The sequence below is a fragment of the Lutibacter sp. genome (assembly GCF_030692605.1).
Taxonomy (GTDB): Bacteria; Bacteroidota; Bacteroidia; order Flavobacteriales; family Flavobacteriaceae; genus Lutibacter.
This window is the reverse complement of sequence record NZ_JAUYUD010000037.1, coordinates 23307-45185: the sequence shown is the minus strand read 5'-3', so window position 1 is coordinate 45185 and position 21879 is coordinate 23307. Positions and strand designations below refer to the sequence as shown.

At 30.3% G+C, this 21879-nt stretch carries 20 protein-coding genes; 13 read left to right on the top strand and 7 right to left on the bottom strand.

The features are described from left to right. Positions 1–251 precede the first annotated feature (251 nt). Both Q8S45_RS03365 and Q8S45_RS03360 read left to right on the top strand, forming a co-directional pair. A complete protein-coding gene (locus Q8S45_RS03365) occupies positions 252–1091 on the top strand; it encodes a 1,4-dihydroxy-2-naphthoyl-CoA synthase (RefSeq protein ID WP_305601234.1) in 840 nt (279 codons plus the stop codon). Positions 1092–1181: 90 nt separating this feature from the next. Further along, on the top strand, positions 1182–1793 hold the full coding sequence (locus Q8S45_RS03360; protein ID WP_305601232.1) for a fumarylacetoacetate hydrolase family protein: 612 nt from the start codon (positions 1182–1184) through the stop codon (positions 1791–1793). A 4-nt stretch (positions 1794–1797) separates the two neighbouring features. On the opposite strand, the gene Q8S45_RS03355 is transcribed toward Q8S45_RS03360, so the two are convergent. Continuing rightward, complete coding sequence (locus tag Q8S45_RS03355; RefSeq protein WP_305601230.1) at positions 1798–2211, bottom strand: hypothetical protein; 414 nt, start codon at positions 2209–2211, stop codon at positions 1798–1800. Positions 2212–2377: 166 nt separating this feature from the next. Between Q8S45_RS03355 and Q8S45_RS03350 the strand changes: the two genes are divergently transcribed. The 6 genes from Q8S45_RS03350 (at position 2378) to rimO (ending at position 6722) form a co-directional block, all read left to right on the top strand. Next, positions 2378–3622 carry a competence/damage-inducible protein A gene (locus Q8S45_RS03350; RefSeq protein ID WP_305601228.1) on the top strand — a complete coding sequence of 415 codons (1245 nt, stop codon included), beginning with the start codon at positions 2378–2380 and terminating at the stop codon, positions 3620–3622. Between the two features lie 78 nt (positions 3623–3700). Next, positions 3701–3940: a 50S ribosomal protein L28 gene (rpmB, locus tag Q8S45_RS03345; protein WP_305601226.1), complete on the top strand. Its 240-nt coding sequence runs from the start codon at positions 3701–3703 to the stop codon at positions 3938–3940. 10 nt (positions 3941–3950) lie between these two features. Further along, the gene (gene rpmG / locus Q8S45_RS03340; RefSeq protein WP_305601225.1) at positions 3951–4136 is read left to right on the top strand and encodes a 50S ribosomal protein L33; all 186 of its coding nucleotides are present in this window, start codon (positions 3951–3953) and stop codon (positions 4134–4136) included. An 8-nt stretch (positions 4137–4144) separates the two neighbouring features. Continuing rightward, positions 4145–4297, top strand: a complete 153-nt coding sequence (locus tag Q8S45_RS03335) for a DUF4295 domain-containing protein (protein ID WP_305601223.1) — start codon at positions 4145–4147, stop codon at positions 4295–4297. 86 nt (positions 4298–4383) lie between these two features. Further along, on the top strand, positions 4384–5337 hold the full coding sequence (gene ftsY, locus Q8S45_RS03330) for a signal recognition particle-docking protein FtsY (RefSeq protein WP_305601222.1): 954 nt from the start codon (positions 4384–4386) through the stop codon (positions 5335–5337). Positions 5338–5405: 68 nt separating this feature from the next. Further along, on the top strand, positions 5406–6722 hold the full coding sequence (gene rimO / locus Q8S45_RS03325) for a 30S ribosomal protein S12 methylthiotransferase RimO (protein ID WP_305601221.1): 1317 nt from the start codon (positions 5406–5408) through the stop codon (positions 6720–6722). A gap of 62 nt (positions 6723–6784) precedes the next feature. Here rimO and secA read toward each other — a convergent pair whose 3' ends face one another. From secA to Q8S45_RS03305, 4 genes are all read right to left on the bottom strand, one after another. Beyond that, positions 6785–10120, bottom strand: a complete 3336-nt coding sequence (gene secA / locus Q8S45_RS03320; protein WP_305601220.1) for a preprotein translocase subunit SecA — start codon at positions 10118–10120, stop codon at positions 6785–6787. A 173-nt stretch (positions 10121–10293) separates the two neighbouring features. Further along, positions 10294–10515, bottom strand: coding sequence for a DUF2795 domain-containing protein (locus Q8S45_RS03315; RefSeq protein WP_305601218.1), 222 nt, complete (start codon positions 10513–10515; stop codon positions 10294–10296). An 87-nt stretch (positions 10516–10602) separates the two neighbouring features. Then, positions 10603–11178 carry a cob(I)yrinic acid a,c-diamide adenosyltransferase gene (locus tag Q8S45_RS03310; protein WP_305601212.1) on the bottom strand — a complete coding sequence of 192 codons (576 nt, stop codon included), beginning with the start codon at positions 11176–11178 and terminating at the stop codon, positions 10603–10605. Between the two features lie 57 nt (positions 11179–11235). Next, positions 11236–12012 carry an O-methyltransferase gene (locus tag Q8S45_RS03305; protein WP_305601209.1) on the bottom strand — a complete coding sequence of 259 codons (777 nt, stop codon included), beginning with the start codon at positions 12010–12012 and terminating at the stop codon, positions 11236–11238. 88 nt (positions 12013–12100) lie between these two features. Here Q8S45_RS03305 and Q8S45_RS03300 point away from each other — a divergent pair, with 88 nt between their 5' ends. After that, the gene (locus Q8S45_RS03300) at positions 12101–12841 is read left to right on the top strand and encodes a polysaccharide biosynthesis/export family protein (protein ID WP_305601207.1); all 741 of its coding nucleotides are present in this window, start codon (positions 12101–12103) and stop codon (positions 12839–12841) included. An 8-nt stretch (positions 12842–12849) separates the two neighbouring features. Continuing rightward, positions 12850–15309: a polysaccharide biosynthesis tyrosine autokinase gene (locus Q8S45_RS03295; RefSeq protein WP_305601205.1), complete on the top strand. Its 2460-nt coding sequence runs from the start codon at positions 12850–12852 to the stop codon at positions 15307–15309. Between the two features lie 9 nt (positions 15310–15318). Here the strand turns inward: Q8S45_RS03295 and hutI are convergent, their stop codons facing one another. Then, complete coding sequence (hutI, locus tag Q8S45_RS03290) at positions 15319–16554, bottom strand: imidazolonepropionase (protein WP_305601203.1); 1236 nt, start codon at positions 16552–16554, stop codon at positions 15319–15321. A gap of 152 nt (positions 16555–16706) precedes the next feature. Between hutI and pta the strand changes: the two genes are divergently transcribed. Then, the gene (pta, locus tag Q8S45_RS03285) at positions 16707–18800 is read left to right on the top strand and encodes a phosphate acetyltransferase (RefSeq protein ID WP_305601201.1); all 2094 of its coding nucleotides are present in this window, start codon (positions 16707–16709) and stop codon (positions 18798–18800) included. An 87-nt stretch (positions 18801–18887) separates the two neighbouring features. Further along, on the top strand, positions 18888–20069 hold the full coding sequence (locus Q8S45_RS03280) for an acetate/propionate family kinase (protein WP_305601199.1): 1182 nt from the start codon (positions 18888–18890) through the stop codon (positions 20067–20069). 45 nt (positions 20070–20114) lie between these two features. On the opposite strand, the gene fumC is transcribed toward Q8S45_RS03280, so the two are convergent. Beyond that, positions 20115–21512 carry a class II fumarate hydratase gene (gene fumC / locus Q8S45_RS03275; protein WP_305601198.1) on the bottom strand — a complete coding sequence of 466 codons (1398 nt, stop codon included), beginning with the start codon at positions 21510–21512 and terminating at the stop codon, positions 20115–20117. Positions 21513–21701: 189 nt separating this feature from the next. Between fumC and Q8S45_RS03270 the strand changes: the two genes are divergently transcribed. Beyond that, positions 21702–21869, top strand: coding sequence for a hypothetical protein (locus Q8S45_RS03270; protein WP_305601197.1), 168 nt, complete (start codon positions 21702–21704; stop codon positions 21867–21869). Positions 21870–21879 lie beyond the last annotated feature (10 nt).

Sequence of the window (21879 nt, the reverse complement as noted above, 5' to 3'; positions counted from 1 at the left end):
TAGAAATACTGTGGCGAAGAATAAAATATCAATGGCTAGATTTCGATGCTTATAAATGCTTTAAAAACCTCAAAGAACAATTAAATTTAGTGCTGAATAATTTTGACATTAAATACGACATTAAATTTTAACCATTACTTATTTTGTAATCCTAGTTTTTTTATGTTATTTAAATAACAATTTTTTAATTTAAAGTTTAGTTTTATAAAACCTTAAAATGAGTTATTTTTACCCTTTTAATAGCAAAAAACATGAAAGAAATTAATTGGAAAACAGTTAAAGAATTTGAAGATATTACTTATAAAAAATGTGAAGGGGTAGCACGAATTGCTTTTAACAGACCCGACGTTAGAAATGCTTTTAGACCAAAAACTACTAAAGAATTGTATGAAGCATTTTATGATGCTGGCGAAGACACCTCAATTGGAGTGGTTTTATTATCGGCAGAAGGTCCTTCAACTAAAGACGGGGTATATTCATTTTGCAGTGGAGGCGATCAAAAAGCACGAGGGCATCAAGGTTATGTGGGCGAAGATGGATATCACAGATTAAATATTTTAGAAGTGCAGCGTTTAATTCGTTTTATGCCGAAAGCAGTAATAGCGGTTGTTCCTGGTTGGGCAGTAGGAGGTGGGCACAGTTTACATGTTGTTTGCGATTTAACCATGGCAAGTAAAGAACATGCGATTTTTAAACAAACTGATGCCGATGTAACCAGTTTTGATGGTGGCTATGGATCGGCCTATTTAGCAAAAATGGTAGGTCAAAAAAGGGCGAGAGAGATATTTTTCTTAGGAAGAAATTACACTGCCCAAGAAGCCTTTGAAATGGGAATGGTTAATGCTGTGATTCCTCATGAAGAATTAGAAAACACAGCTTACGACTGGGCTCAGGAAATATTAGCAAAATCACCTACATCCATAAAAATGTTAAAATTTGCAATGAATTTAACCGATGACGGTATGGTAGGTCAACAGGTTTTTGCAGGAGAAGCTACCCGATTGGCATATATGACTGAAGAGGCGAAAGAAGGACGAAATGCCTTTTTAGAAAAACGAAAACCAAATTTTGAAAAAAAATGGATACCTTAATTAATTGATAATTAACAATTAATAATGTGTAATTTATATTATTCATTCATTCATTTATCTTTCAATAATTCAATCTTTAAATAAAATATCATGAAAATAATTTGTATCGGTCGCAATTATGCCAAACACATAGAAGAATTAAAAAATGAAAGACCTACTAACCCAATACTATTTTTAAAGCCAGATTCAGCAATTTTATTAAAAAATCAACCATTTTTTATACCACCATTTTCTAAGAATATTCATTACGAAGTGGAAGTTTTAGTGAAAATTAATAAGGTAGGAAAATATATCGATTCCAAATTTGCACATAAGTATTATAATGAAATTGGTCTTGGAATAGATTTTACAGCCAGAGATATTCAAGATATTTGTAAAGAAAAAGGGTTGCCTTGGGAAAAAGCAAAAGCATTTGATGGGAGTGCTGTTGTAGGCGAGTTTTTGCCTAAAGAAAAATTGGGAGATTTAGAAAATTTATCTTTTTCATTAATCAAAAATAATGAAATTGTACAAAATGGAAATACAAATGCTATGTTGTGGAAAATAGATGAAATAATAGCATATGCATCACAATTTTTCACACTAAAAAAAGGAGATATTATTTTTACTGGAACTCCAGAAGGCGTGGGTAAAATAGATGAAAACGACCAATTAACAGGAATATTAAATGGTATAGAAAACTTTAGTATTAAAGTTAAATAAAACTTTAAAAAGTAAATAAAATAGTGTCTATTGGTTTAGATTCTTGATTTCTATGCTCTTTTAGAATATCATAACCATAATGCGTTCTAACTAATTCTTTAAAATTATATTTCAATCGAGGGAATTCAGACATTAGTTTATCGAATGTTTTAGCTGAAGATTTTTTCATGAAATAATACAAAATTTCAGTATATGCCTTAGTTAGCGAGAGATTGAATTTGTTATTTTTAATAACTTCACGATAATATCGCTCTTTTAAGGTACAGTTTTTATGTGTTGCTAATTCCAATTTATAACTATTTAATAAAACCCAAGAAATTCTTAGTAAATTTTCATGAGTTAATAAATCGATTGGTAATGTGCAATTTTCAAATTGCTCCAAGAGCTCGTTGTCTGTAAAATTTAATTCTGTTGTCATAGCGAGTAGTTGTTTTAGGGGTATTTCTTTTCTTTATTATTTAGATGTCAAATTACGTAAAAGGTTGCGTTTTTTTATTGTTTTTTATAAAAAATAAATGTTTAAAAAGGTCTTTTCTTAAATATTAAAAAATCTTCCTATTTTTACATTTAATTGAATTTAAAGAATGCAGGCAGAAATAATTACTATTGGTGATGAAATTTTAATAGGACAAATAGTAGATTCCAATTCGAAATGGATTGCAGAAGAGTTAACTAAAATTGGTATTTCTGTTTTTCAAATTACATCCATTCAAGATAACAAACAGCATATATTAAGTTTTTTAAAAGATGCTGAGGAGCGTTCTGATATTGTAATTTTAACAGGAGGGTTAGGCCCAACAAAAGATGATATAACAAAGCTAACTTTAACAGAATATTTTAATGATGTGTTGATTTTTAATTCTGAAATTGCTACTCATATTGAAAAGATGTTCACGAAAATTAATTATCCTTTTACAGAGGTAAATAAAAATCAAGCCTTTATTCCGTCTAAATGCATTCCTTTATTTAATGAATTTGGAACTGCACCCGGGATGTGGTTTGCAAACAATAACAAGATTATGATTTCGTTGCCAGGTGTACCTTATGAAATGAAAGGATTAATGCGCAATCAAGTTATTCCAAAACTGATTGAAAATTTTGAATTACCAATAATTATTCATAAAACAATTATTACTTATGGAATTGGCGAAAGTGTTTTGGCTGCTAAAATTGAGAATTGGGAAAATGAATTGCCTCAGCATGTTAAATTAGCATATTTACCTTCGTTTGGTAGTGTTAGATTAAGACTTAGCACAAAAGGGTATAATCTGGAATTACTACAAAACTCAATTAATATAGCAATAGAAAAAATTCAATGGATTTTAGGAGATGCAATTGTGGGGTATGAAAATGATGAAACTTTGGAAGCGATAATTGGTAATTTATTGATTGAAAAAAATCAAAATTTATCACTCGCTGAGAGTTGTACTGGTGGTAATATTGCTAAATTGATAACTTCAGTACCCGGATCATCGCGTTATTTTGAAGGTTCTATTGTGGCATATCATCAAAATATTAAGATTAATGAGTTAAAAGTTGATGCAGCTTTGATCAAAAAATATTCGATTGTAAGTAAACAAGTTGCTGAAGCAATGGCATTGGGAATTCAGCAAAAATTTAAAACTGATTATAGTATTGCAACTACTGGTAACGCTGGTCCTACAGTAAATAATACAACAGCTTCTTTAGGAACGGTTATTATTGCAATCGCTTCACCAAATGGTGTTATTTCTGAAGAATATTTTTTCGGAAAACCAAGAGAAAAAGTAATAGAGCGTTCATCAATTAAAGCCTTAGAGCTGCTAAGAAAAGAAATATTAAAAAACTAACAAATAAAGTTTGTGTATTAATTATTAAAAATTTAATTTTGCATCTCGTTTTGAGAATACATTAAAAAGGTAAAGAATATGTCAAGAGTTTGTGAACTTACTGGAAAAAAAGCAATGGTTGGGAACAATGTTTCTCACGCTATGAATAAAACAAAAAGAAAATTTGACGCTAATTTAATTAAAAAGCGTTTTTATATTCCTGAAGAAGATAAGTGGATAATTTTAAAAATATCTACCTCTGCGCTAAAGAATATTAATAAATTAGGAATCTCGGCTGTGTTAAAAACTGCAAGAGAAAAAGGTTTTTATAAAAATTAAGGATTAGGAAATGGCAAAGACTAAAGGTAATAGAATTCAAGTAATTTTAGAGTGTACTGAGCACAAAGGAACTGGAGAACCAGGAACTTCTAGATATATTACAACTAAAAATAAAAAGAACACTCCAGATAGAATGGAAATTAAAAAATTTAATCCTATCTTGAAAAAAATGACTGTTCATAAAGAAATTAAATAATATAGAACATGGCAAAGAAAGCAGTAGCATCATTACAAACAGGAGCAAAGCGTTTAACCAAAGCAATAAAAATGGTTAAATCTGATAAGTCTGGAGGATATACATTTGTGGAATCAGTTATGGATCCTGCAAAAGTTCAAGACTTTTTAAGCAAAAAGTAACAATTGTTCATACAATATATGAGCTACTTTCATTTAATTGAGAGTAGCTTTTTTTATTTTATATTTACGAGATAATTAATTTTCACATGAGTTTATTCAATAAATTATTTTCAAAAGAAAAAAAAGAGACTTTAGACAAAGGGTTAGAAAAATCTAAAACCACTTTTTTCTCTAAACTTTCAAAGGCTGTAGCAGGCAAAACAAAGGTTGATGATGATGTATTGGATAATTTAGAAGAAATTTTAATTTCGTCAGATGTTGGAGTGCAAACCACATTAAAAATTATTAAACGTATTGAAGTCCGCGTATCTCAAGATAAATATTTAGGAACTAGTGAGTTGAATGTAATTTTGAGAGAAGAAATTGCTGGTTTGTTGTCTGAGACAAATGTTGGAAACGAAACAGAATTTAATACTCCTCTTAATGTTAAACCTTACGTTATTATGGTTGTTGGTGTTAATGGAGTTGGTAAAACCACCACTATTGGAAAATTAGCGTCACAATTTAAAGCAAATGGTAAAAAAGTGGTATTGGGTGCAGCAGATACATTTAGAGCTGCCGCCATTGATCAGTTGCAAATATGGGCAGATAGGGTTGGGGTAACTATTGTAAAACAAGAAATGGGTAGTGATCCAGCATCAGTTGCTTTTGACACATTGAAATCAGCCATAGCTCAAAATGCTGATGTTGTAATTATTGATACGGCTGGAAGACTTCATAATAAAATTAACTTAATGCACGAGTTAACTAAAATAAAACGAGTTATGCAAAAGGTTGTGCTTGAAGCTCCTCACGAAGTTTTACTAATTTTAGATGGCTCAACGGGTCAAAATGCATTCGAACAAGCAAAGCAATTTACTCTGGCAACAGATGTTACGTCTTTGGCAGTAACAAAATTAGATGGAACTGCAAAAGGAGGTGTTGTAATAGGCATTTCTGATCAATTTCAAATTCCTGTTAAATATATTGGAGTGGGTGAAGGTATCAACGATTTGCAAGTATTTAATAAAATTGAATTTGTAGATTCTTTCTTCAAATAAAATAATAATGTAAAAATAAAAAATATCATGCTGAGCTTGTTGAAGTATGATTTTTTTTCTCCAATATTATGAGAACCAAATCTAAAAAAGAAAATAAAATCAATGTAGTTACTTTAGGGTGCTCAAAAAACGTGTACGATAGTGAAATTTTAATGGGCCAATTAAAGGCTAACAATAAAAATGTTGTTCATGAGGATGAAAATGATGAAGGAAATATTGTTGTTATTAATACCTGCGGTTTTATTGGTGATGCTAAGGAAGAATCTATAAATACTATTTTACATTATGTTAATCGGAAAGAACTGGGTGAAATAGATAGAGTGTATGTTTCGGGTTGTTTAAGTGAGCGCTATAAGCCAGATTTACAAAAGGAAATTCCTAATGTAGATGAGTATTTTGGAACCCATGATTTACCTAATTTGCTAAAGGTTTTGGATGCTGATTATAAGCACGAATTAATTGGTGAGCGTTTAACAACAACTCCAACACATTATGCATATTTAAAAATTGCTGAAGGTTGCGATAGGCCTTGTTCATTTTGTGCAATACCTTTAATGCGAGGAAAACATGTTTCTACTCCGATAGAAAATTTAGTAATTGAAGCTACAAAACTTGCAAAAAAAGGAATTAAGGAATTAATTCTTATAGCTCAAGATTTAACATATTATGGTTTAGATATTTACAAGAAAAGAGCTTTGGCCGATTTATTAATAGAGTTGGTGAAGGTTGAAGGAATTAAGTGGATTCGTCTTCATTATGCGTTTCCAACTGGATTTCCATTAGATGTTTTGAAGGTTATAAAAAATGAACCTAAAGTTTGTAATTATTTGGATATTCCACTTCAACATATCAACGATGATATTCTGAAATCTATGAAAAGAGGAACATCTCATGAAAAAACTACCAAGTTAATTGCTAAATTTAGAAAATCGGTTCCAAATATGGCAATTAGAACCACCCTTATTGTTGGTTACCCTGGTGAGACTGAAAAACAATTTCAAGAATTGAAAGATTGGGTTCAAGAAATGCGTTTTGAACGTTTAGGTGCTTTTGCTTATTCACATGAGGAAAATACAACTGCTGCAGATTTAATTGATAATGTTTCACCAGAAGTAAAACAACAGCGTGTTAGTGAAATTATGGAAATTCAAAGTCAAATTTCGTTTGACTTAAATCAAGAAAAAATTGGAAAGACTTTTAAATGTATTATTGACCGTAAAGATGGAAATTATTTTATTGGTAGAACAGAATTTGATTCGCCAGATGTTGATAATGAAGTGCTTATTGATGCTACAAAACATTATGTTCAGGTCGGAAAATTTGCAACTATTGTAATAAATGACGCCACTGAATTTGATTTATATGGAGAACCAGAAATTAATTAAATATTAGCATAAAATCGAAATTTTTACAATTTCGATTTTTTTTTGATTCAATTTTCAATTTTTTATTCGACTAATACCCAATCACCTTTTTGAAGTAATGGTATTGCTTGTTTATATTTCATTGATTTATTTTCACCAGTCATAACATTTTTTAACGTAACGTGTTCATTTCTACCTATTTTACGTTCTGTTCTAACAATGGTTTCAACAATTTGTGGTTGTTGGGTTTTATTAGCTTCATTTGCTTCACTTGCTCCTTGATAATCTTCTTTACTAAGTTGCACTTTTTCCCTTTTTTGTTCTCTAGCCTGTGATACTTGAGTAGCGCCTTGTGAAGGTAATTCTCCTTTAAAAAGAAAAGATAAAACCTCTTTATTAACCTTATCGAGCATAGTGCTAAACAATTCAAAAGATTCAAATTTATAAATTAAAAGAGGGTCTTTTTGTTCATATGTAGCGTTTTGAACAGATTGTTTTAATTCATCCATTTGGCGTAAATGGTCTTTCCACGTGTCATCTATTATTGCAAGAGTAATATTTTTTTCAAAATCTGTTACTAACCCTTTTCCTTGAGATTCGTACGCTTCTTTTAAATTAGTAACCACTTTTAATTCTTTAATTCCATTTGAAAAAGGAACAACAATACGTTCGTATTTATCTCCATGTTTCTCAAATACATCTTTAATTACTGGGAAAGCAGCAAGAGCATTACGTTCTAATTTTTCTTTATAATGTTTGTAAACCTCATCAAATAATTGATTTGATAATTCTTGTTCAGATAAGTTTTTAAATTCTTCTTCCGAAAATGGGGCACTTGTTGATGAAAAACGAATTAATTCAAATTCAAAGTTTATAAAATCATTTGAAGGTTTGTTTTCTCTAATTAATAAGTTGCAAGTATCATATATCATGTTCACAATATCTACTTGTAATCTATCTCCATACAACGCATGTCTTCTTCGCTTATATACAACTTCACGTTGAGAATTCATAACATCGTCATACTCCAATAAACGTTTTCTAACACCAAAGTTATTTTCTTCAACCTTACGTTGGGCTCTTTCAATAGATTTGGTAATCATAGAATGCTGAATTACTTCACCTTCTGTAAGTCCCATTCTATCCATCATTTTTGCAATTCGTTCAGAACCAAATAATCTCATTAAATTATCTTCAAGAGAAACATAAAACTGAGATGAACCAGGGTCTCCTTGTCTACCGGCTCTACCACGTAATTGCCTATCTACACGTCTAGAATCATGTCTTTCAGTTCCTATAATTGCTAGTCCACCAGCCAATTTAACTTCATCAGAAAGCTTAATATCGGTACCCCTACCTGCCATATTTGTTGCAATGGTAACAATACCAGCATTACCAGCTTCTGCTACAATATCAGCTTCTTTCTTATGAAGTTTTGCATTTAATACATTGTGGGTTATTTTTCTAATAGCCAACATTCTTCCTAATAATTCAGAAATTTCTACAGAAGTTGTACCAACTAATACGGGGCGACCTTGTTTAACTAAATTTTCAATTTCTTCAATTACTGCGTTGTATTTTTCACGTTTCGTTTTATAAACTAAATCTTCTCTATCAAATCGTATTAAAGGAACATTCGTTGGTATTTCTATAACGTCTAATTTATAGATTTCCCAAAATTCTCCAGCTTCAGTAACTGCCGTTCCAGTCATACCAGATAATTTTCGGTACATTCTAAAATAGTTTTGAAGCGTTATAGTAGCGTAAGTTTGGGTTGCGGCTTCAATTTTTACATTTTCTTTAGCTTCAATTGCTTGATGTAAACCATCTGAATATCTTCGGCCTTGCATAATACGACCGGTTTGTTCATCAACAATTTTAATTTTATCATCCATTATTACATATTCAATATCTTTTTCAAATAATGTGTATGCTTTTAAGAGCTGGTTCATAGTGTGAATTCGTTCACTTTTTGTGCTAAATTCTGTAAAAAGTTCTTCTTTTTTAAGTGTAATTTCTTCCTTACTGATTTCTTCTTTATCTATACGCCCAATTTCTACACTTAAATCGGGTAAAATAAAGAAGTTTTCATCGCCATCATTTCCAGACAAATACGTTATTCCCTTATCAGTTAATTCTATCGAATTATTTTTTTCATCAATAACAAAATACAATTCCGCATCAATAAATGGCATTTCACGGTTATTGTCTTGCATATAAAAATTCTCGGTTTTTTGAAGTAATTGTCGAATCCCTTCTTGACTCAAAAATTTAATTAATGCTTTGCTTTTAGGCAATCCTCTATAGACTCTATACAACAATATACCACCTTCTTTGGTGTTACCTTCACTAATAAGTTTTTTGGCTTCAGCTAAAACTCCGGTTAAATAATTACGTTGTGTACTAACCAACCCATCTACTACGGGTTTAAGTTCATTAAATTCGTGTCTATCTGCGTTTGCAGTTGCGCCAGAAATAATCAATGGAGTTCGTGCATCATCAATTAAAACAGAATCGACCTCATCTACAATTGCGTAATTATGAGGTTTTTGAACTAAATCGTTTGGAGAATGTGACATGTTATCACGTAAGTAATCAAAACCAAACTCATTGTTAGTACCGTAGGTAATATCAGAATTATACGCTTTTCTTCTGGCATCAGAATTTGGTTCGTGGTGATCAATACAATCTACACTTAATCCATGAAATTCAAAAATTGGCCCCATCCAGGCAGCATCACGCTTGGCAAGATAATCGTTAACAGTTACAACGTGTACGCCGTTACCTGTTAATGCATTTAAATAAACAGGCAATGTAGAAACCAATGTTTTTCCTTCTCCCGTCATCATTTCAGCAATTTTACCACTATGCAAAACGGCTCCACCTATTAGTTGAACATCGTAATGTACCATGTCCCAAATTACTTTTTTGCCTTGAGCATCCCAATGATTATCCCAAATAGCATCTGTATTATCTAAATTTACATTTTCTCTAAAAGCAGATAATTCTCTATCAAAAGGAGTAGCGGTTACTCGTAAAGTATTGTTTTCTACAAAACGCTTTGCTGTTTCTTTAACTAAAGCAAAAGCTTCTGGCATAATAGCATTCAGCGCTTTTTCTGAGGCCTCGTATGAAAGGTTTTTTAACTCATCTATTTCCGAATAAATATCTTCTTTTCTATCAATAGTTGCATCAACAGCCTCAGTCTCCAAAATCGTTATGGCATTTGTGAATTCGTTTGTTGCTTCTTTTATTCGTTGTTTAAAGGCAATTGTTTTTGCTCTTAACTCATCATTTGATAATTTTAAATATTCATTTTCAAAGAAATTGACTTGGCCAATTATTGGTTCCAATAATTTTAGGTCTTTCTTATTTTTATCACCAACAAATAACTTTAGAACAGAATTTAATATATTCATAATTTTGATATCTAGTAAATTGTAATTACCATTTTAATAGTAATTACTAATGGTTTATAATAATGAAACGAAATTAAAATATTTTGAATTTAAAACACTTAATAATTTCAGAAAATTTTATTGATTATATGATAAAAAAAAAGTCTCATTTTGAGACTTTTTTTGTTTTTTATTTAGTATTCATCCTCATTCCAAAGATAATCTTCGTCCGACGGATAGTCTGGCCAAATTTCCAAAATAGATTCGAAATTTTCTTCTTCATCTTCAATCTCTTGGAGGTTTTCTACCACTTCTAAAGGTGCACCAGTTCTGATCGCATAATCGATTAATTCATCTTTAGTTGCTGGCCAAGGCGCGTCTGATAAATAAGAGGCTAATTCTAGTGTCCAATACATAGCTTTGAATTTTATTATTTGTGCAAAAGTAATTTTTTTAGTTAAAAAGTCAAGTTATTTTTGATATTATTTTATATAACAAAGAACTTATTTTAATTTTTCAGGAATCCATTGTATTTCACTCCCTTGCAAGTCTTTAGTCAATTTCCGTGCCAACACAAATAAATAGTCTGAAAGTCTGTTTAAATATACCAATATAGACTCATTTACTGGCGAGTTATAATGAAGTTCAGTACAACGTCTTTCAGCTCTGCGACAAATACAACGAGCAATATGACAAATTGACACTGTTGGGTGGCCACCAGGTAAAATGAAATGAGTCATTTCTGGTAATTCATCATTCATTAAATCCATTTGTTGCTCTAAAGTTGAAATAGAGTTAGGATTAATTGTTGGAATGTTTAAGCGATCTTTTCCATTTTTAAGTATTTTTTTATCAGGTGCAGTAGCTAATATAGCTCCTGCGGTAAATAAATTTGTCTGGATTTCGATGAGAACAGTTTTTATTTGAATATCTTTTATATGATCTCTAATAAAACCAATATAAGAATTGAGTTCGTCAACTGTTCCATAAGCTTCAATTCGTATATTATGTTTTGGAACTCTCGTTCCTCCAAATAAAGAAGTTTCACCTTTGTCTCCTGTTTTAGTATATATTTTCATAAAAATTATTTTAAAAATAAAAAATACTTGTTTTAATGGTTGTAAAATTAGTGAAATTTAGATTCTTACCGTAAAATGTTGTTTTGTTTGTTCCTTTTTAAAAAACACAATTCCAAAATAATAAGTGTTGATAGTTACAGAAACATTCGGGTTTTTTTTAATAATGTTCCAGGCTTCATACATTTCTTTTGAATAATAGATATCATCGAAAATAAAAACTGAAGTTGTTTCAGCATTTTTTAAACAAAGTTCAAAATAGTTTAGTGTCGGATTTTTTTTATGATTTCCATCAAAAAATATGCAATTGAATGTTTGATTTTCTAATATTTCTGGAAGTACTTGTTCAAATTGTCCAATTTTTAATTCAATACTAGTCAACCCAAAATGATTAAAAGTTTCTTGAGCTATTTTTGCAGTGTTACTACAACCTTCTATGGTAGTTATTTTTGATTTTGGATACCCGAAACTTAAAGCAGAAGTTCCAATTCCAACGGAGGTTCCAATTTCTAAAATACTTTTGGGTTTTAGGTAATTTACTAATTTGGCTAAAAATATTGCTTTTTTAAGTGAACTTCCAGCAACCACTGCAATTAATCCAATTTTTCGACGGTTATTTTTAAACACCTTAGAGCCACTTCCATAATCGATTACGTCGATAGTATTTGGATTTGATTTTAAAAATTGTATGACGTTTTTAATGGAATTGCGAGTAGTTTTATCAGCATTTTTATAGAAACATTTGGTTACTAAATCATAAATAAAAGGGGAATGAATTCCATGTTGATTTGTAGATTTAATTAAAAATTTAAAATATGAAAAGACTTGAAACCACATATTATAGTTGTATTTATTACGAAAATAGTTTAAAAATTATTTTAATCTGTTATTAAAAATTATATTTGCGTTACCTCAATAAAATTTTATGAAGAAACTTTTTTTTTACATTTTGATTTTGTCATTAGGGTCATCTTGTATCACAACTAAACAAATGACTTCTTTTCAAGGTGAGCCAAAATCTAACCTAGAAATTTATAAATTGAATAATGAACCTTATCGATTACAAGTTAATGATGTTGTAACTATTTTTATAAAAGCAGAAAATAAAGATTTAGTAACATTATTTGCACAAGGTGAGTCGTCTGGTTATTCAGTAGATAGACAAGGGAATATTCGAATTCCATATTTGGGAGATGTTAATGTTTTGGGTTATACGGAGAAGGAAATTAGAGAGAAAATAGAAATTGAATTAACAAAATATATTAAGGATACAGCTGGGGTATTTGTTACGGTAAAGCTAGCAGGAATTAATTTTGTGGTAACAGGTGAAGTTGGTTCTCCAGGAACCAAAAATTTAGCTCAAAATCAGGTTTCAATTGTAGATGCAATTTCAAATGCAGGTGAAATTTCCCAGTTGGGTAATAAAAAGGAAGTAGTATTAATTCGAAAATCATTGGATGGTGTTAAAAAATATAGTTTAGACTTAACCAGTATTGATATTTTCAATTCTGAACATTTTTACATTCAACCAAATGATATTATATATGTGGCCCCATTAAAACAAAAATCATGGGGAACAGGCACAAACGCTTTTCAAACATTCTCAACTGTGGTAACAATTTTATCTTTTGTTGTTAGTTCCGTTTTATTGGTTAAAAATATATAATTATTCAAATGGAAAATAAATTTAAATTTATTACAAATCCTAGTGAACAAATTTCTAGTATTAAAGATTATTTGTATCGAATTTTAGCTAATTGGCAATGGTTTGTTTTTTCAGTTGTAATTGCTTTACTTATTGCTTTTTATTACAATATTTCTACTGAAAAAATATTTGGTCTAAAAACCACCATTGTTGTTAAAGAAAAGCAAAACCCATTATTCGCAACAGGTACTAATATTGCATTTAATTGGGGAGGTGTAAGTGATCAGGTAGAATCTATTAGGAAATCATTGACCTCTCGTTCTCATAATGAGGAAGTTATTAATAGATTAAATTTTTACATTGAATATTTGAAAGAGGGTAGGTTTAGAAAGGATGATGTGTATGGTAAAACGCCTTTTTTAGTTAAACTTCAACCAAACCAGTTTCAATTACTTAATACCTTAATAAAAATTGAATTTATTGACAATGAAAGTTTTAATTTATCAATTGATTTTTCTGAAAAGGAATCTTACGAATTAATGAATTATAAAGATGAAACAATTAAGGAATATTTTTCAGATGAAGCCGTTTTTTCAAAGAAATATCTTATTAACGAATATATTAATTTACCTTTCTTAAAAGGGCAATTGGAAGGATTGGTGACTGAAAATAGACTTAAAGGAAAAATATTTTATTTAAGATTAAAACCCATTAATTTAGTTACTGAAAAATACCAAAATATTAGAGCTACAGGTTTACAAGGTACTTCTTTAGTTGAAATTACACTTACTGGTGCAAACAAAAACAGACTTGTTGATTATTTAAATAAAACAGTTGAAGTTTTGGCTGAAAGAGAATTAGAACGAAAAACTAATTATGCGCATAGTACCAAAGATTTTATTGATGCGCAGTTTAAAACCACTTCAGATAGTTTACAAGTTATTGAAAGTAATATTGGAAAGTATAAGCGAGATAATTCCATATATCAATTATCTGCAGAAGGAAGTGAAATTTTTTCTAAAACGATAAGTTTAGATAATGCACAAAAAGTATTACTTGATAAAATTGAGTATTTAGATAATTTGACAAATTATATTAAAACTCATGAAAATTACACGAACATTCCAGCACCAGCAATCATAAATATTGAAGATGGTTCAATTTCTGAAATGGTTGGTCAATTAACACAATTATCAATTAGAAAAGATCAGCTCTCTAAACAAGTAACTGGAAATCATCCAGCTTTAATTCAGATCAGACAAGATGCAGAGACTACGAAAAGAGTTGTTTTAGAAAATATTTCATCGTTAAGAAAGGCAATAGTTTTAAACCTTTCAAACAGCAGAGGTAGACTGGGTGGCTATGCTAATGAGTTGAGTAAACTACCAAAAAAAGAGCAGCAATTAATTAATTACGAACGAAAATACAGCTTAACTGAGAATAATGTTGTCTTTTTAATGCAGAAACGTTATGAAGCAGATATAGCCATCGCAGCAAGCGTTTCTGATATTTCAATTTTAGATTCAGCCAAAGATACCGGACAAGGTTCAGTGTTGCCACGTAAAGAATTTAATTATATGATTGCCTTATTATTAGGAGTTTTAATTCCTTTATTTTTAATTATAATTAGAGAAATTTTTGATAATAGTATTAAAACAGTTGAAGACATTGAACGAATTTCACCAATTCCAGTACTTGGTGTAATTGGTAAAAGTGGCATTGAAAGTAATTTAGCAGTGTTTTTAAATTCAAAATCTTCTGTAGCTGAATCTTTTAGAGGAGTAAGGTCCAATTTACAATTTTTATTTACCCGAAGTTCAAAAGATAAAAGCAAAACAATATTGGTAACATCTTCGGTTAGTGGAGAAGGTAAAACGTTTATTTCAATTAATATGGCAACTGTTTTTGCATTAAGTGGAAAAAAAACCATTTTGGTTGGTTTGGATTTGCGTAAGCCAAAAATATTTGGAGATTTTAATTTATCCAATGAAAAAGGTGTTGTAAATTATTTAATTTCGGAGAATAGCAAATCGGAAGTTATTAGTTCTACTAATATTCCAAATCTTGATGTAATTACTTCTGGACTAGTACCACCAAATCCGTCTGAACTTTTATTAAGCGATGCTATCGCTGAATTATTAGCAAGTTTAAAAGAAGAGTATGAGTATATTATTTTAGACACGCCTCCAATTGGCTTAGTAAGCGATGCTTTAGAATTGGTAAAATTTGTTGATGCTACTATTTATGTAGTTAGACAACGATATTCTCAAAAACCAATGCTTAAGATGATTAATGATAAATATTTAAAAAAGGAAATTTCCAATATAAGTATAGTATTGAATGATTTTAAAATAAAATCGAAATATGGCTACGGTTACGGATATGGTTACGGCTATGGATATGGACTTGGTAAATATTCAAGTGGGTATGTTTCAGATATTAATTCTTCTTTTTTAACTAAAGTAATGAGGAGATTTAAAAAGAAATAGAAATTAATACTAAACTCGTAATCCATTAATAAATACTTGGTCAATTTGGTGATTTCCAAATGAATATGGAATAAAATTATAACTAGGTATTACTTTTGTAATAATAAAATTAGCTTTTTTACCAATACAAATACTTCCATGAGTTTTTTCTAATCCCATTGCGTATGCACCATTTATGGTTGCAGCGTTGATAGCTTCTTCGGGTGTCATTTTCATTTTAATGCATGCTGTTGATATTACAAAATTCATATTTCCAGAAGGTGTTGAACCAGGGTTATAATCTGTTGCCAATGCTAGGGGTAATCCAGCATCAATTATTTTGCGGGCAGGGGTATAAGGAATACCTAAAAAATAGGAACACGAAGGCAATGCTACAGGCATAGTTTTACTATTTTTTAAAATTTTGATATCATCAGAATTCATTATTTCTAAATGATCTACAGAAAGTGCTTTATTTTTCACCCCAACTTCAACTCCACCAATAGCTGTAAACTGATTTACATGAATTTTACCTTGTAACCCAGCTTTTTTTCCGGCTTGTAAAATTTTATGTGTGTCTTCAACGTTAAAATAACCAGTTTCGCAAAAAACATCAATATAATCAGCTAATTTTTCTTTTTTTACTATTGGCAATATTTCTTGAATCACATAATCTATATAATCACTTTTTTTATCTTTAAATTCGATAGGCAAGGCATGTGCAGCTAAAAAAGTAACTTTTATGGTGATAGGATATTTTTGTTTTAATTTTTTAATTACTCGAAGCATTTTTAATTCACCTTCTTTATTCAAACCATAACCTGATTTGATTTCTATAGCCCCAGTTCCAAGTTTCATAACTTCTTCAATTCTATGAGAAGATTGGTCGAATAAATCTTCTTCAGAAGTCTGAATTAACACTTTTGATGAATTTAAGATTCCACCACCATTTGCAGCAATTTCTTCATAAGTTAATCCATTAATTCTATCTACAAATTCTTGCTCACGGTTCCCTGCATAAACAATATGAGTATGGCTATCGCACCAAGCAGGCAAAATAGACCCACCAGATGCATCTATTGTAATTTGAGATGTTATATTTGGCACATTGCTCATAGTACCAAAATCCTTAATAAGATCATTTTCAATTAGCAAATAGGCATTTTTTATGGTTGGAAGAATTTTCATATCAGCACCTTTTACTATGTATTTTGGTACATTTTCTATTTGAATTAATTCTTTAATATTGATAATTAAGGTTGTCATAAAAGGTAATTTAACAGTTCAAATATACAGGAATTTTGAGAGGTATTAAAAATTGAATTTTAATAAATTAATTCTCCATAAGAACACATCAAAAATACCAAAAAACCATAGATATAAAGATAGTTTGCAGTACCTTTGCAAAAATTTTTAAAATGAATAAAGCTATATATATTGCAACTAGTGAACCTAATAGTGGTAAGTCTATTGTTTCACTAGGTTTAATGAGAATGTTATTGGGAAAAACGGCAAAAGTTGGATATTTTAGACCTATAATTGACGATGTTTCTAAAGGTAAAAAAGACAATCATATCAATACCATTATATCACATTTCGATTTGGATATTAATCCAGATGATGCTTTTGCTTACACGCGTTCCCAATTTATTAAAAAAAGAAACAAAGGTAAAGAAGGTGAAATAATAGATACTATTATTGAAAAATATAAAGCTCTTGAGGAAAAGCACGATTTTATGTTGGTTGAAGGCTCTGATTTTTCTGGTGAAGGGGTTGCTATTGAATTAGATGCAAATATTTTAATTGCAAAAAATTTAGGAATCCCGGCAATTATTGTTTCGAGCGGAGTTGGCAAAACTATGGACGAATTTATAGGTGATTTGTGTTTGGCATACGATTCTTTCAAAGATAGGGATGTTGAAGTTCTAGCTGTAATTGCTAATAAGGTTCAAGAGGTTAATATTCAAATGGTAAAAGAAGGCGTACAAAAAAATATACCAAAGAATGTTTTTGTTGGAGTAATTCCAATGATTGCATCATTGAAAAACCCTACGATCAAAGAAATAGCCAAATCGATAGGAGCCGAGGTTTTATACGGAAAAGAATTTATTAATAACCAATCTTCAAGTTTTAAGGTAGGAGCAATGCAATTGAGAAATTATCTTACTTATTTAGAAGAAGATTGTTTAATAATTACTCCTGGAGATAGAGCTGATATTATTTTGGGGGCGTTGCAGGCAAATATTTCAACCAATTATCCAAAAATTTCTGGTATTGTATTAACAGGTGGAATTATGCCTGAAGATTCAATTTTAAAACTGATTGAAGGGTTATCGCAAATAGTACCAATTTTAACTGTAAGTGAAGGAACTTTTGAAGTTGCAAATAAAATTGGGGCAGTTCGTTCTCATATGTATGCTGGGAACAAGAAAAAGATTGCAACCTCCTTAAATACCTTTGATAAATTCATAGAAGTTGATGCATTAATTGAAAAATTAATTGCATTCCAAAATGTTGGAATGACTCCGAAAATGTTTCAGTATAACTTATTAAAAAGAGCCAAAAATCACAGAAAACATATTGTTCTTCCCGAAGGCAATGATGACCGAATAATAATTGCTGCATGTAGGTTAATTGAAATGGATATTGTTGATTTAACGATTTTAGGTTCTAAAACTAATATTGAATACAAAATTCAGCAATTAGGATTGCATTTTGATTTGGATAAAGTTCAAATTATTAACCCTATTGAGTCTGATTATTATTCTGATTTCTCTAATACCTTATTTGAACTAAGAAAAGATAAAGGATTAACTATAGATGTGGCTGAAGATTTAATGGGTGATGTGTCGTACTTTGGAACCATGATGGTTTATAAAGGTCTTGCAGATGGAATGGTTTCTGGAGCTGCTCACACAACTCAACACACTATTAAACCTGCTTTGCAATTTATTAAAACAAAACCAGGAGTTTCGGTTGTATCATCTATATTTTTTATGTGTTTAGAAGATCGAGTTTCTGTTTTTGGAGATTGTGCCATTAATCCAAATCCAACTGCAGAGCAACTTTCTGAAATTGCAATTACATCGGCGGATTCTAGTATGAATTTTGGAATTGAACCTAAAATTGCAATGCTTTCCTATTCATCTGGGGAGTCTGGAAAAGGAGCGGATGTTGATAAAGTAAGAGAAGCAACTGAAATTATTAGAAGAAAAAGACCAGATTTAAAAGTAGAAGGCCCAATTCAATACGACGCGGCTGTTGATGCTAGAATAGGTAAAAGTAAAATGCCAGATTCTGAAGTTGCTGGGCAAGCAAATGTTTTGATATTTCCAGATTTGAATACAGGAAATAACACGTATAAGGCAGTTCAAAGAGAAACAGGAGCATTAGCTATTGGCCCAATGTTACAAGGTTTAAATAAACCGGTAAATGATTTAAGTAGAGGTTGTACTATAGATGATATTTTTAATACTGTAATATTAACAGCAATACAAGCGCAAGATTTATAAAATGAAACGAGCATTAAAATTTTTATTTTCAAGAGAATTATTAATAGCGAACAGCATTTGACCATTAAAAAACAATAAAAATAACACATGAAAATATTAGTAATTAATTCAGGTAGTTCTTCCATTAAATATCAATTATTTAAAATGCCACAAGAAGAAGTTATTTGTTCAGGTTTGGTTGAAAGAATAGGTTTAAACGATGCGGAGATTCATTATAAATCTGAAAATCATAAAATTGATGAAGTTGGAGAAATTCCGAATCATAAAATAGGGTTAGAAAAAGTTGTTAAATTGCTACTTGATCCAAAAGTAGGGGTATTAAAATCTACTTTAGAAATTGAAGCTGTTGGTCATAGAGTAGTGCACGGGGGAAGCACATTCTCAAATACAACTATTATAAATCGGGAAGTTAAAGATCAAATTAAAAAATTATTTTCTTTAGCTCCTCAACACAATCCGGCAAATTATGAAGGTATTATTGTTGCTGAAACAATGTTTCCTGAAGCAAAGCAAATTGCAGTTTTTGATACAGCCTTCCACCAAACTATACCAGTTGAAGCTTATAAATATGCCATTCCAAATAAATTTTTGGAAGAACATAAAATTAGAAAATACGGATTTCACGGTACCAGTCATAAATATGTTTCTGAAAAAGCAATTGAATATTTGGGAATTAAAAATTCTAAAATTATTACAATTCATTTAGGGAATGGTTGTAGTATGGCCGCTGTGAAAGATGGGAAAAGCATTGATACTTCGCTAGGGTTTGGACCTGTAACAGGGTTAATAATGGGTTCTAGAAGTGGTGCCATTGATCACGCTATTATTTTTCATTTGGTAAATAATTTAGGTTATGAATTAGATGAAGTTAACAGCATGTTGCAAAAAGAAAGTGGGATGTTTGGATTAACTGGTTATAGTGATTTACGTGATATTGAATCTGAAGCTGAAAAGGGAAATAAAGAATGTCAGTTAGCGTTGGATATGAGTGCATATAAAATAAAACATTATATTGGAGCTTATGTTGCTGCTATGAATGGTTTAGACGCTATTGTATTTACTGCTGGAATTGGAGAAAATTCTGAGGCTATTAGAAACTTGGTATGTGCTAATATGGAATATTTTGGAATTGAAATAGACAAAGAGAAAAATAAAGTTAGAGCTAAAAAAATAACTGAAATTCATTCCTTAAATGCAAGAACAAAAATATTAATTGTTCCTACTAATGAAGAGGTTGAAATTGCAAAACAATCATTTGAATTGTTATAAAAAAAAAGCACTGAATTTCAGTGCTTTTTTTAATTAAAGTCAATCTTATTTTAAAGAACCAATCATTTCTTCTGGTTTAACCCAAGCATCGTAATCTTCAGGAGTTACATATCCTAATCTTACAGCTTCTTCTTTTAATGTAGTTCCATTAGTATGCGCTGTATTTGCTATTTCAGCAGCTTTATAATAACCAATTTTTGTGTTTAATGCTGTAACCAACATTAATGAATTATTTAATAGTTCTTTAATTCTCGGGTAATTTGGTTCTATACCAACGGCGCAATGCTCATTAAAACTGTCAGAAGCGTCCCCTAATAATCGTGCCGATTGTAAGAAATTGGCACACATTACAGGTTTAAAAACATTTAATTCATAATGACCTTGAGCACCTCCAAATGTAATGGTAACATCATTACCAATTACCTGGGCGCAAACCATTGTTATTGCTTCAGATTGGGTTGGGTTTACCTTACCTGGCATAATTGAGCTTCCTGGTTCATTTGCTGGGATAATTAATTCTCCAATTCCAGATCTTGGTCCAGAAGCCATCATTCTAATATCGTTTGCAATTTTATTTAATGAAACAGCTAATTGTTTTAATGCACCATGACTTTCAACTAATGCATCGTGTGAAGCTAATGCCTCAAATTTATTTTCAGCTGTAATAAATGGTAAGCCTGTAAATTCTGCAATTTTTTGAGCTACGAGAACATCGTATCCTTTAGGCGTATTTAGTCCAGTTCCAACCGCTGTTCCACCTAGTGCTAATTCAGCTAAATGAGGTAATGTATTTTCTAATGCTTTTAATCCGTGATTTAATTGAGAAACGTAGCCAGAAAATTCTTGCCCTATGGTAAGCGGAGTTGCATCCATAAGATGTGTACGTCCAATTTTAACAACATCTTTAAATTCTTCAGATTTTGCTTTTAGAGTATCTCTCAATTTTTTTACACCTGGAATGGTAACATCATTTATCATTTTATAACAAGCAATGTGCATTCCAGTTGGGTAAGTATCATTACTAGATTGTGACTTGTTCACATCATCATTTGCTTGTATCACAGGTTCTCCTTCTCCAATAATATTTCCTGCAATTTCATGAGCTCTGTTTGCAATTACTTCATTACAGTTCATATTACTTTGGGTACCAGATCCTGTTTGCCAAATAACTAAAGGAAACTGATCATCTAATTTTCCTTCTAAAATTTCTTCACAAACTTTAGAAATTAAATCTCTTTTTTCTAATGGTAATACACCTAAATCGTAATTTGCATGAGCAGCGGCTTTTTTTAAATATGCAAATCCATATATCACTTCTAAAGGCATAGAACCAGAAGGTCCTATTTTAAAATTATTTCTTGATCGTTCGGTTTGAGCTCCCCAATATTTATCAGCAGGAACTTCAATTTTACCCATTGTGTCTTTTTCTATTCTATATTTCATTTTAATATTGATTAAGGTAATTACTAACCATGTAAAGTTACAAATTATACGTTTTGAACTTTCCAAAGGAGAGGAATATTTTTTAAATTATTTAGTAATAAAAGTAACCAATAAAAAATAAGTAAACTTTAGTAGTTAATTTAAAATAAATAGTATTTTTGTAAAAATTAATAAAATACTTTAAAAGTTATGGATTTATCCCAATTTTCTGGATTTTTAGTTTTCTTAACCGTTTTTACAATGGGGTTTTGGTTAATGATTTTTTTAATTACGTTTGTTATTCCTTATTGGTTAATTGGATATTTTAAAGAATCTTGGAAATATAGAAAGGCTGCAAAAGTAGAAGCTAAGAAGTAAAAAAAATAAA

What these genes read in the sequence shown, in the direction of transcription:
- Q8S45_RS03365 (WP_305601234.1), top strand. Translation starts at nt 252, where the DNA reads ATGAAAGAAATTAATTGGAAAACAGTTAAAGAATTTGAAGATATTACT.
- Q8S45_RS03360 (WP_305601232.1), top strand. Translation starts at nt 1,182, where the DNA reads ATGAAAATAATTTGTATCGGTCGCAATTATGCCAAACACATAGAAGAA.
- Q8S45_RS03355 (WP_305601230.1), bottom strand. Translation starts at nt 2,211, where the DNA reads ATGACAACAGAATTAAATTTTACAGACAACGAGCTCTTGGAGCAATTT.
- Q8S45_RS03350 (WP_305601228.1), top strand. Translation starts at nt 2,378, where the DNA reads ATGCAGGCAGAAATAATTACTATTGGTGATGAAATTTTAATAGGACAA.
- rpmB (WP_305601226.1), top strand. Translation starts at nt 3,701, where the DNA reads ATGTCAAGAGTTTGTGAACTTACTGGAAAAAAAGCAATGGTTGGGAAC.
- rpmG (WP_305601225.1), top strand. Translation starts at nt 3,951, where the DNA reads ATGGCAAAGACTAAAGGTAATAGAATTCAAGTAATTTTAGAGTGTACT.
- Q8S45_RS03335 (WP_305601223.1), top strand. Translation starts at nt 4,145, where the DNA reads ATGGCAAAGAAAGCAGTAGCATCATTACAAACAGGAGCAAAGCGTTTA.
- ftsY (WP_305601222.1), top strand. Translation starts at nt 4,384, where the DNA reads ATGAGTTTATTCAATAAATTATTTTCAAAAGAAAAAAAAGAGACTTTA.
- rimO (WP_305601221.1), top strand. Translation starts at nt 5,406, where the DNA reads ATGAGAACCAAATCTAAAAAAGAAAATAAAATCAATGTAGTTACTTTA.
- secA (WP_305601220.1), bottom strand. Translation starts at nt 10,120, where the DNA reads ATGAATATATTAAATTCTGTTCTAAAGTTATTTGTTGGTGATAAAAAT.
- Q8S45_RS03315 (WP_305601218.1), bottom strand. Translation starts at nt 10,515, where the DNA reads ATGTATTGGACACTAGAATTAGCCTCTTATTTATCAGACGCGCCTTGG.
- Q8S45_RS03310 (WP_305601212.1), bottom strand. Translation starts at nt 11,178, where the DNA reads ATGAAAATATATACTAAAACAGGAGACAAAGGTGAAACTTCTTTATTT.
- Q8S45_RS03305 (WP_305601209.1), bottom strand. Translation starts at nt 12,012, where the DNA reads ATGTGGTTTCAAGTCTTTTCATATTTTAAATTTTTAATTAAATCTACA.
- Q8S45_RS03300 (WP_305601207.1), top strand. Translation starts at nt 12,101, where the DNA reads ATGAAGAAACTTTTTTTTTACATTTTGATTTTGTCATTAGGGTCATCT.
- Q8S45_RS03295 (WP_305601205.1), top strand. Translation starts at nt 12,850, where the DNA reads ATGGAAAATAAATTTAAATTTATTACAAATCCTAGTGAACAAATTTCT.
- hutI (WP_305601203.1), bottom strand. Translation starts at nt 16,554, where the DNA reads ATGACAACCTTAATTATCAATATTAAAGAATTAATTCAAATAGAAAAT.
- pta (WP_305601201.1), top strand. Translation starts at nt 16,707, where the DNA reads ATGAATAAAGCTATATATATTGCAACTAGTGAACCTAATAGTGGTAAG.
- Q8S45_RS03280 (WP_305601199.1), top strand. Translation starts at nt 18,888, where the DNA reads ATGAAAATATTAGTAATTAATTCAGGTAGTTCTTCCATTAAATATCAA.
- fumC (WP_305601198.1), bottom strand. Translation starts at nt 21,512, where the DNA reads ATGAAATATAGAATAGAAAAAGACACAATGGGTAAAATTGAAGTTCCT.
- Q8S45_RS03270 (WP_305601197.1), top strand. Translation starts at nt 21,702, where the DNA reads ATGGATTTATCCCAATTTTCTGGATTTTTAGTTTTCTTAACCGTTTTT.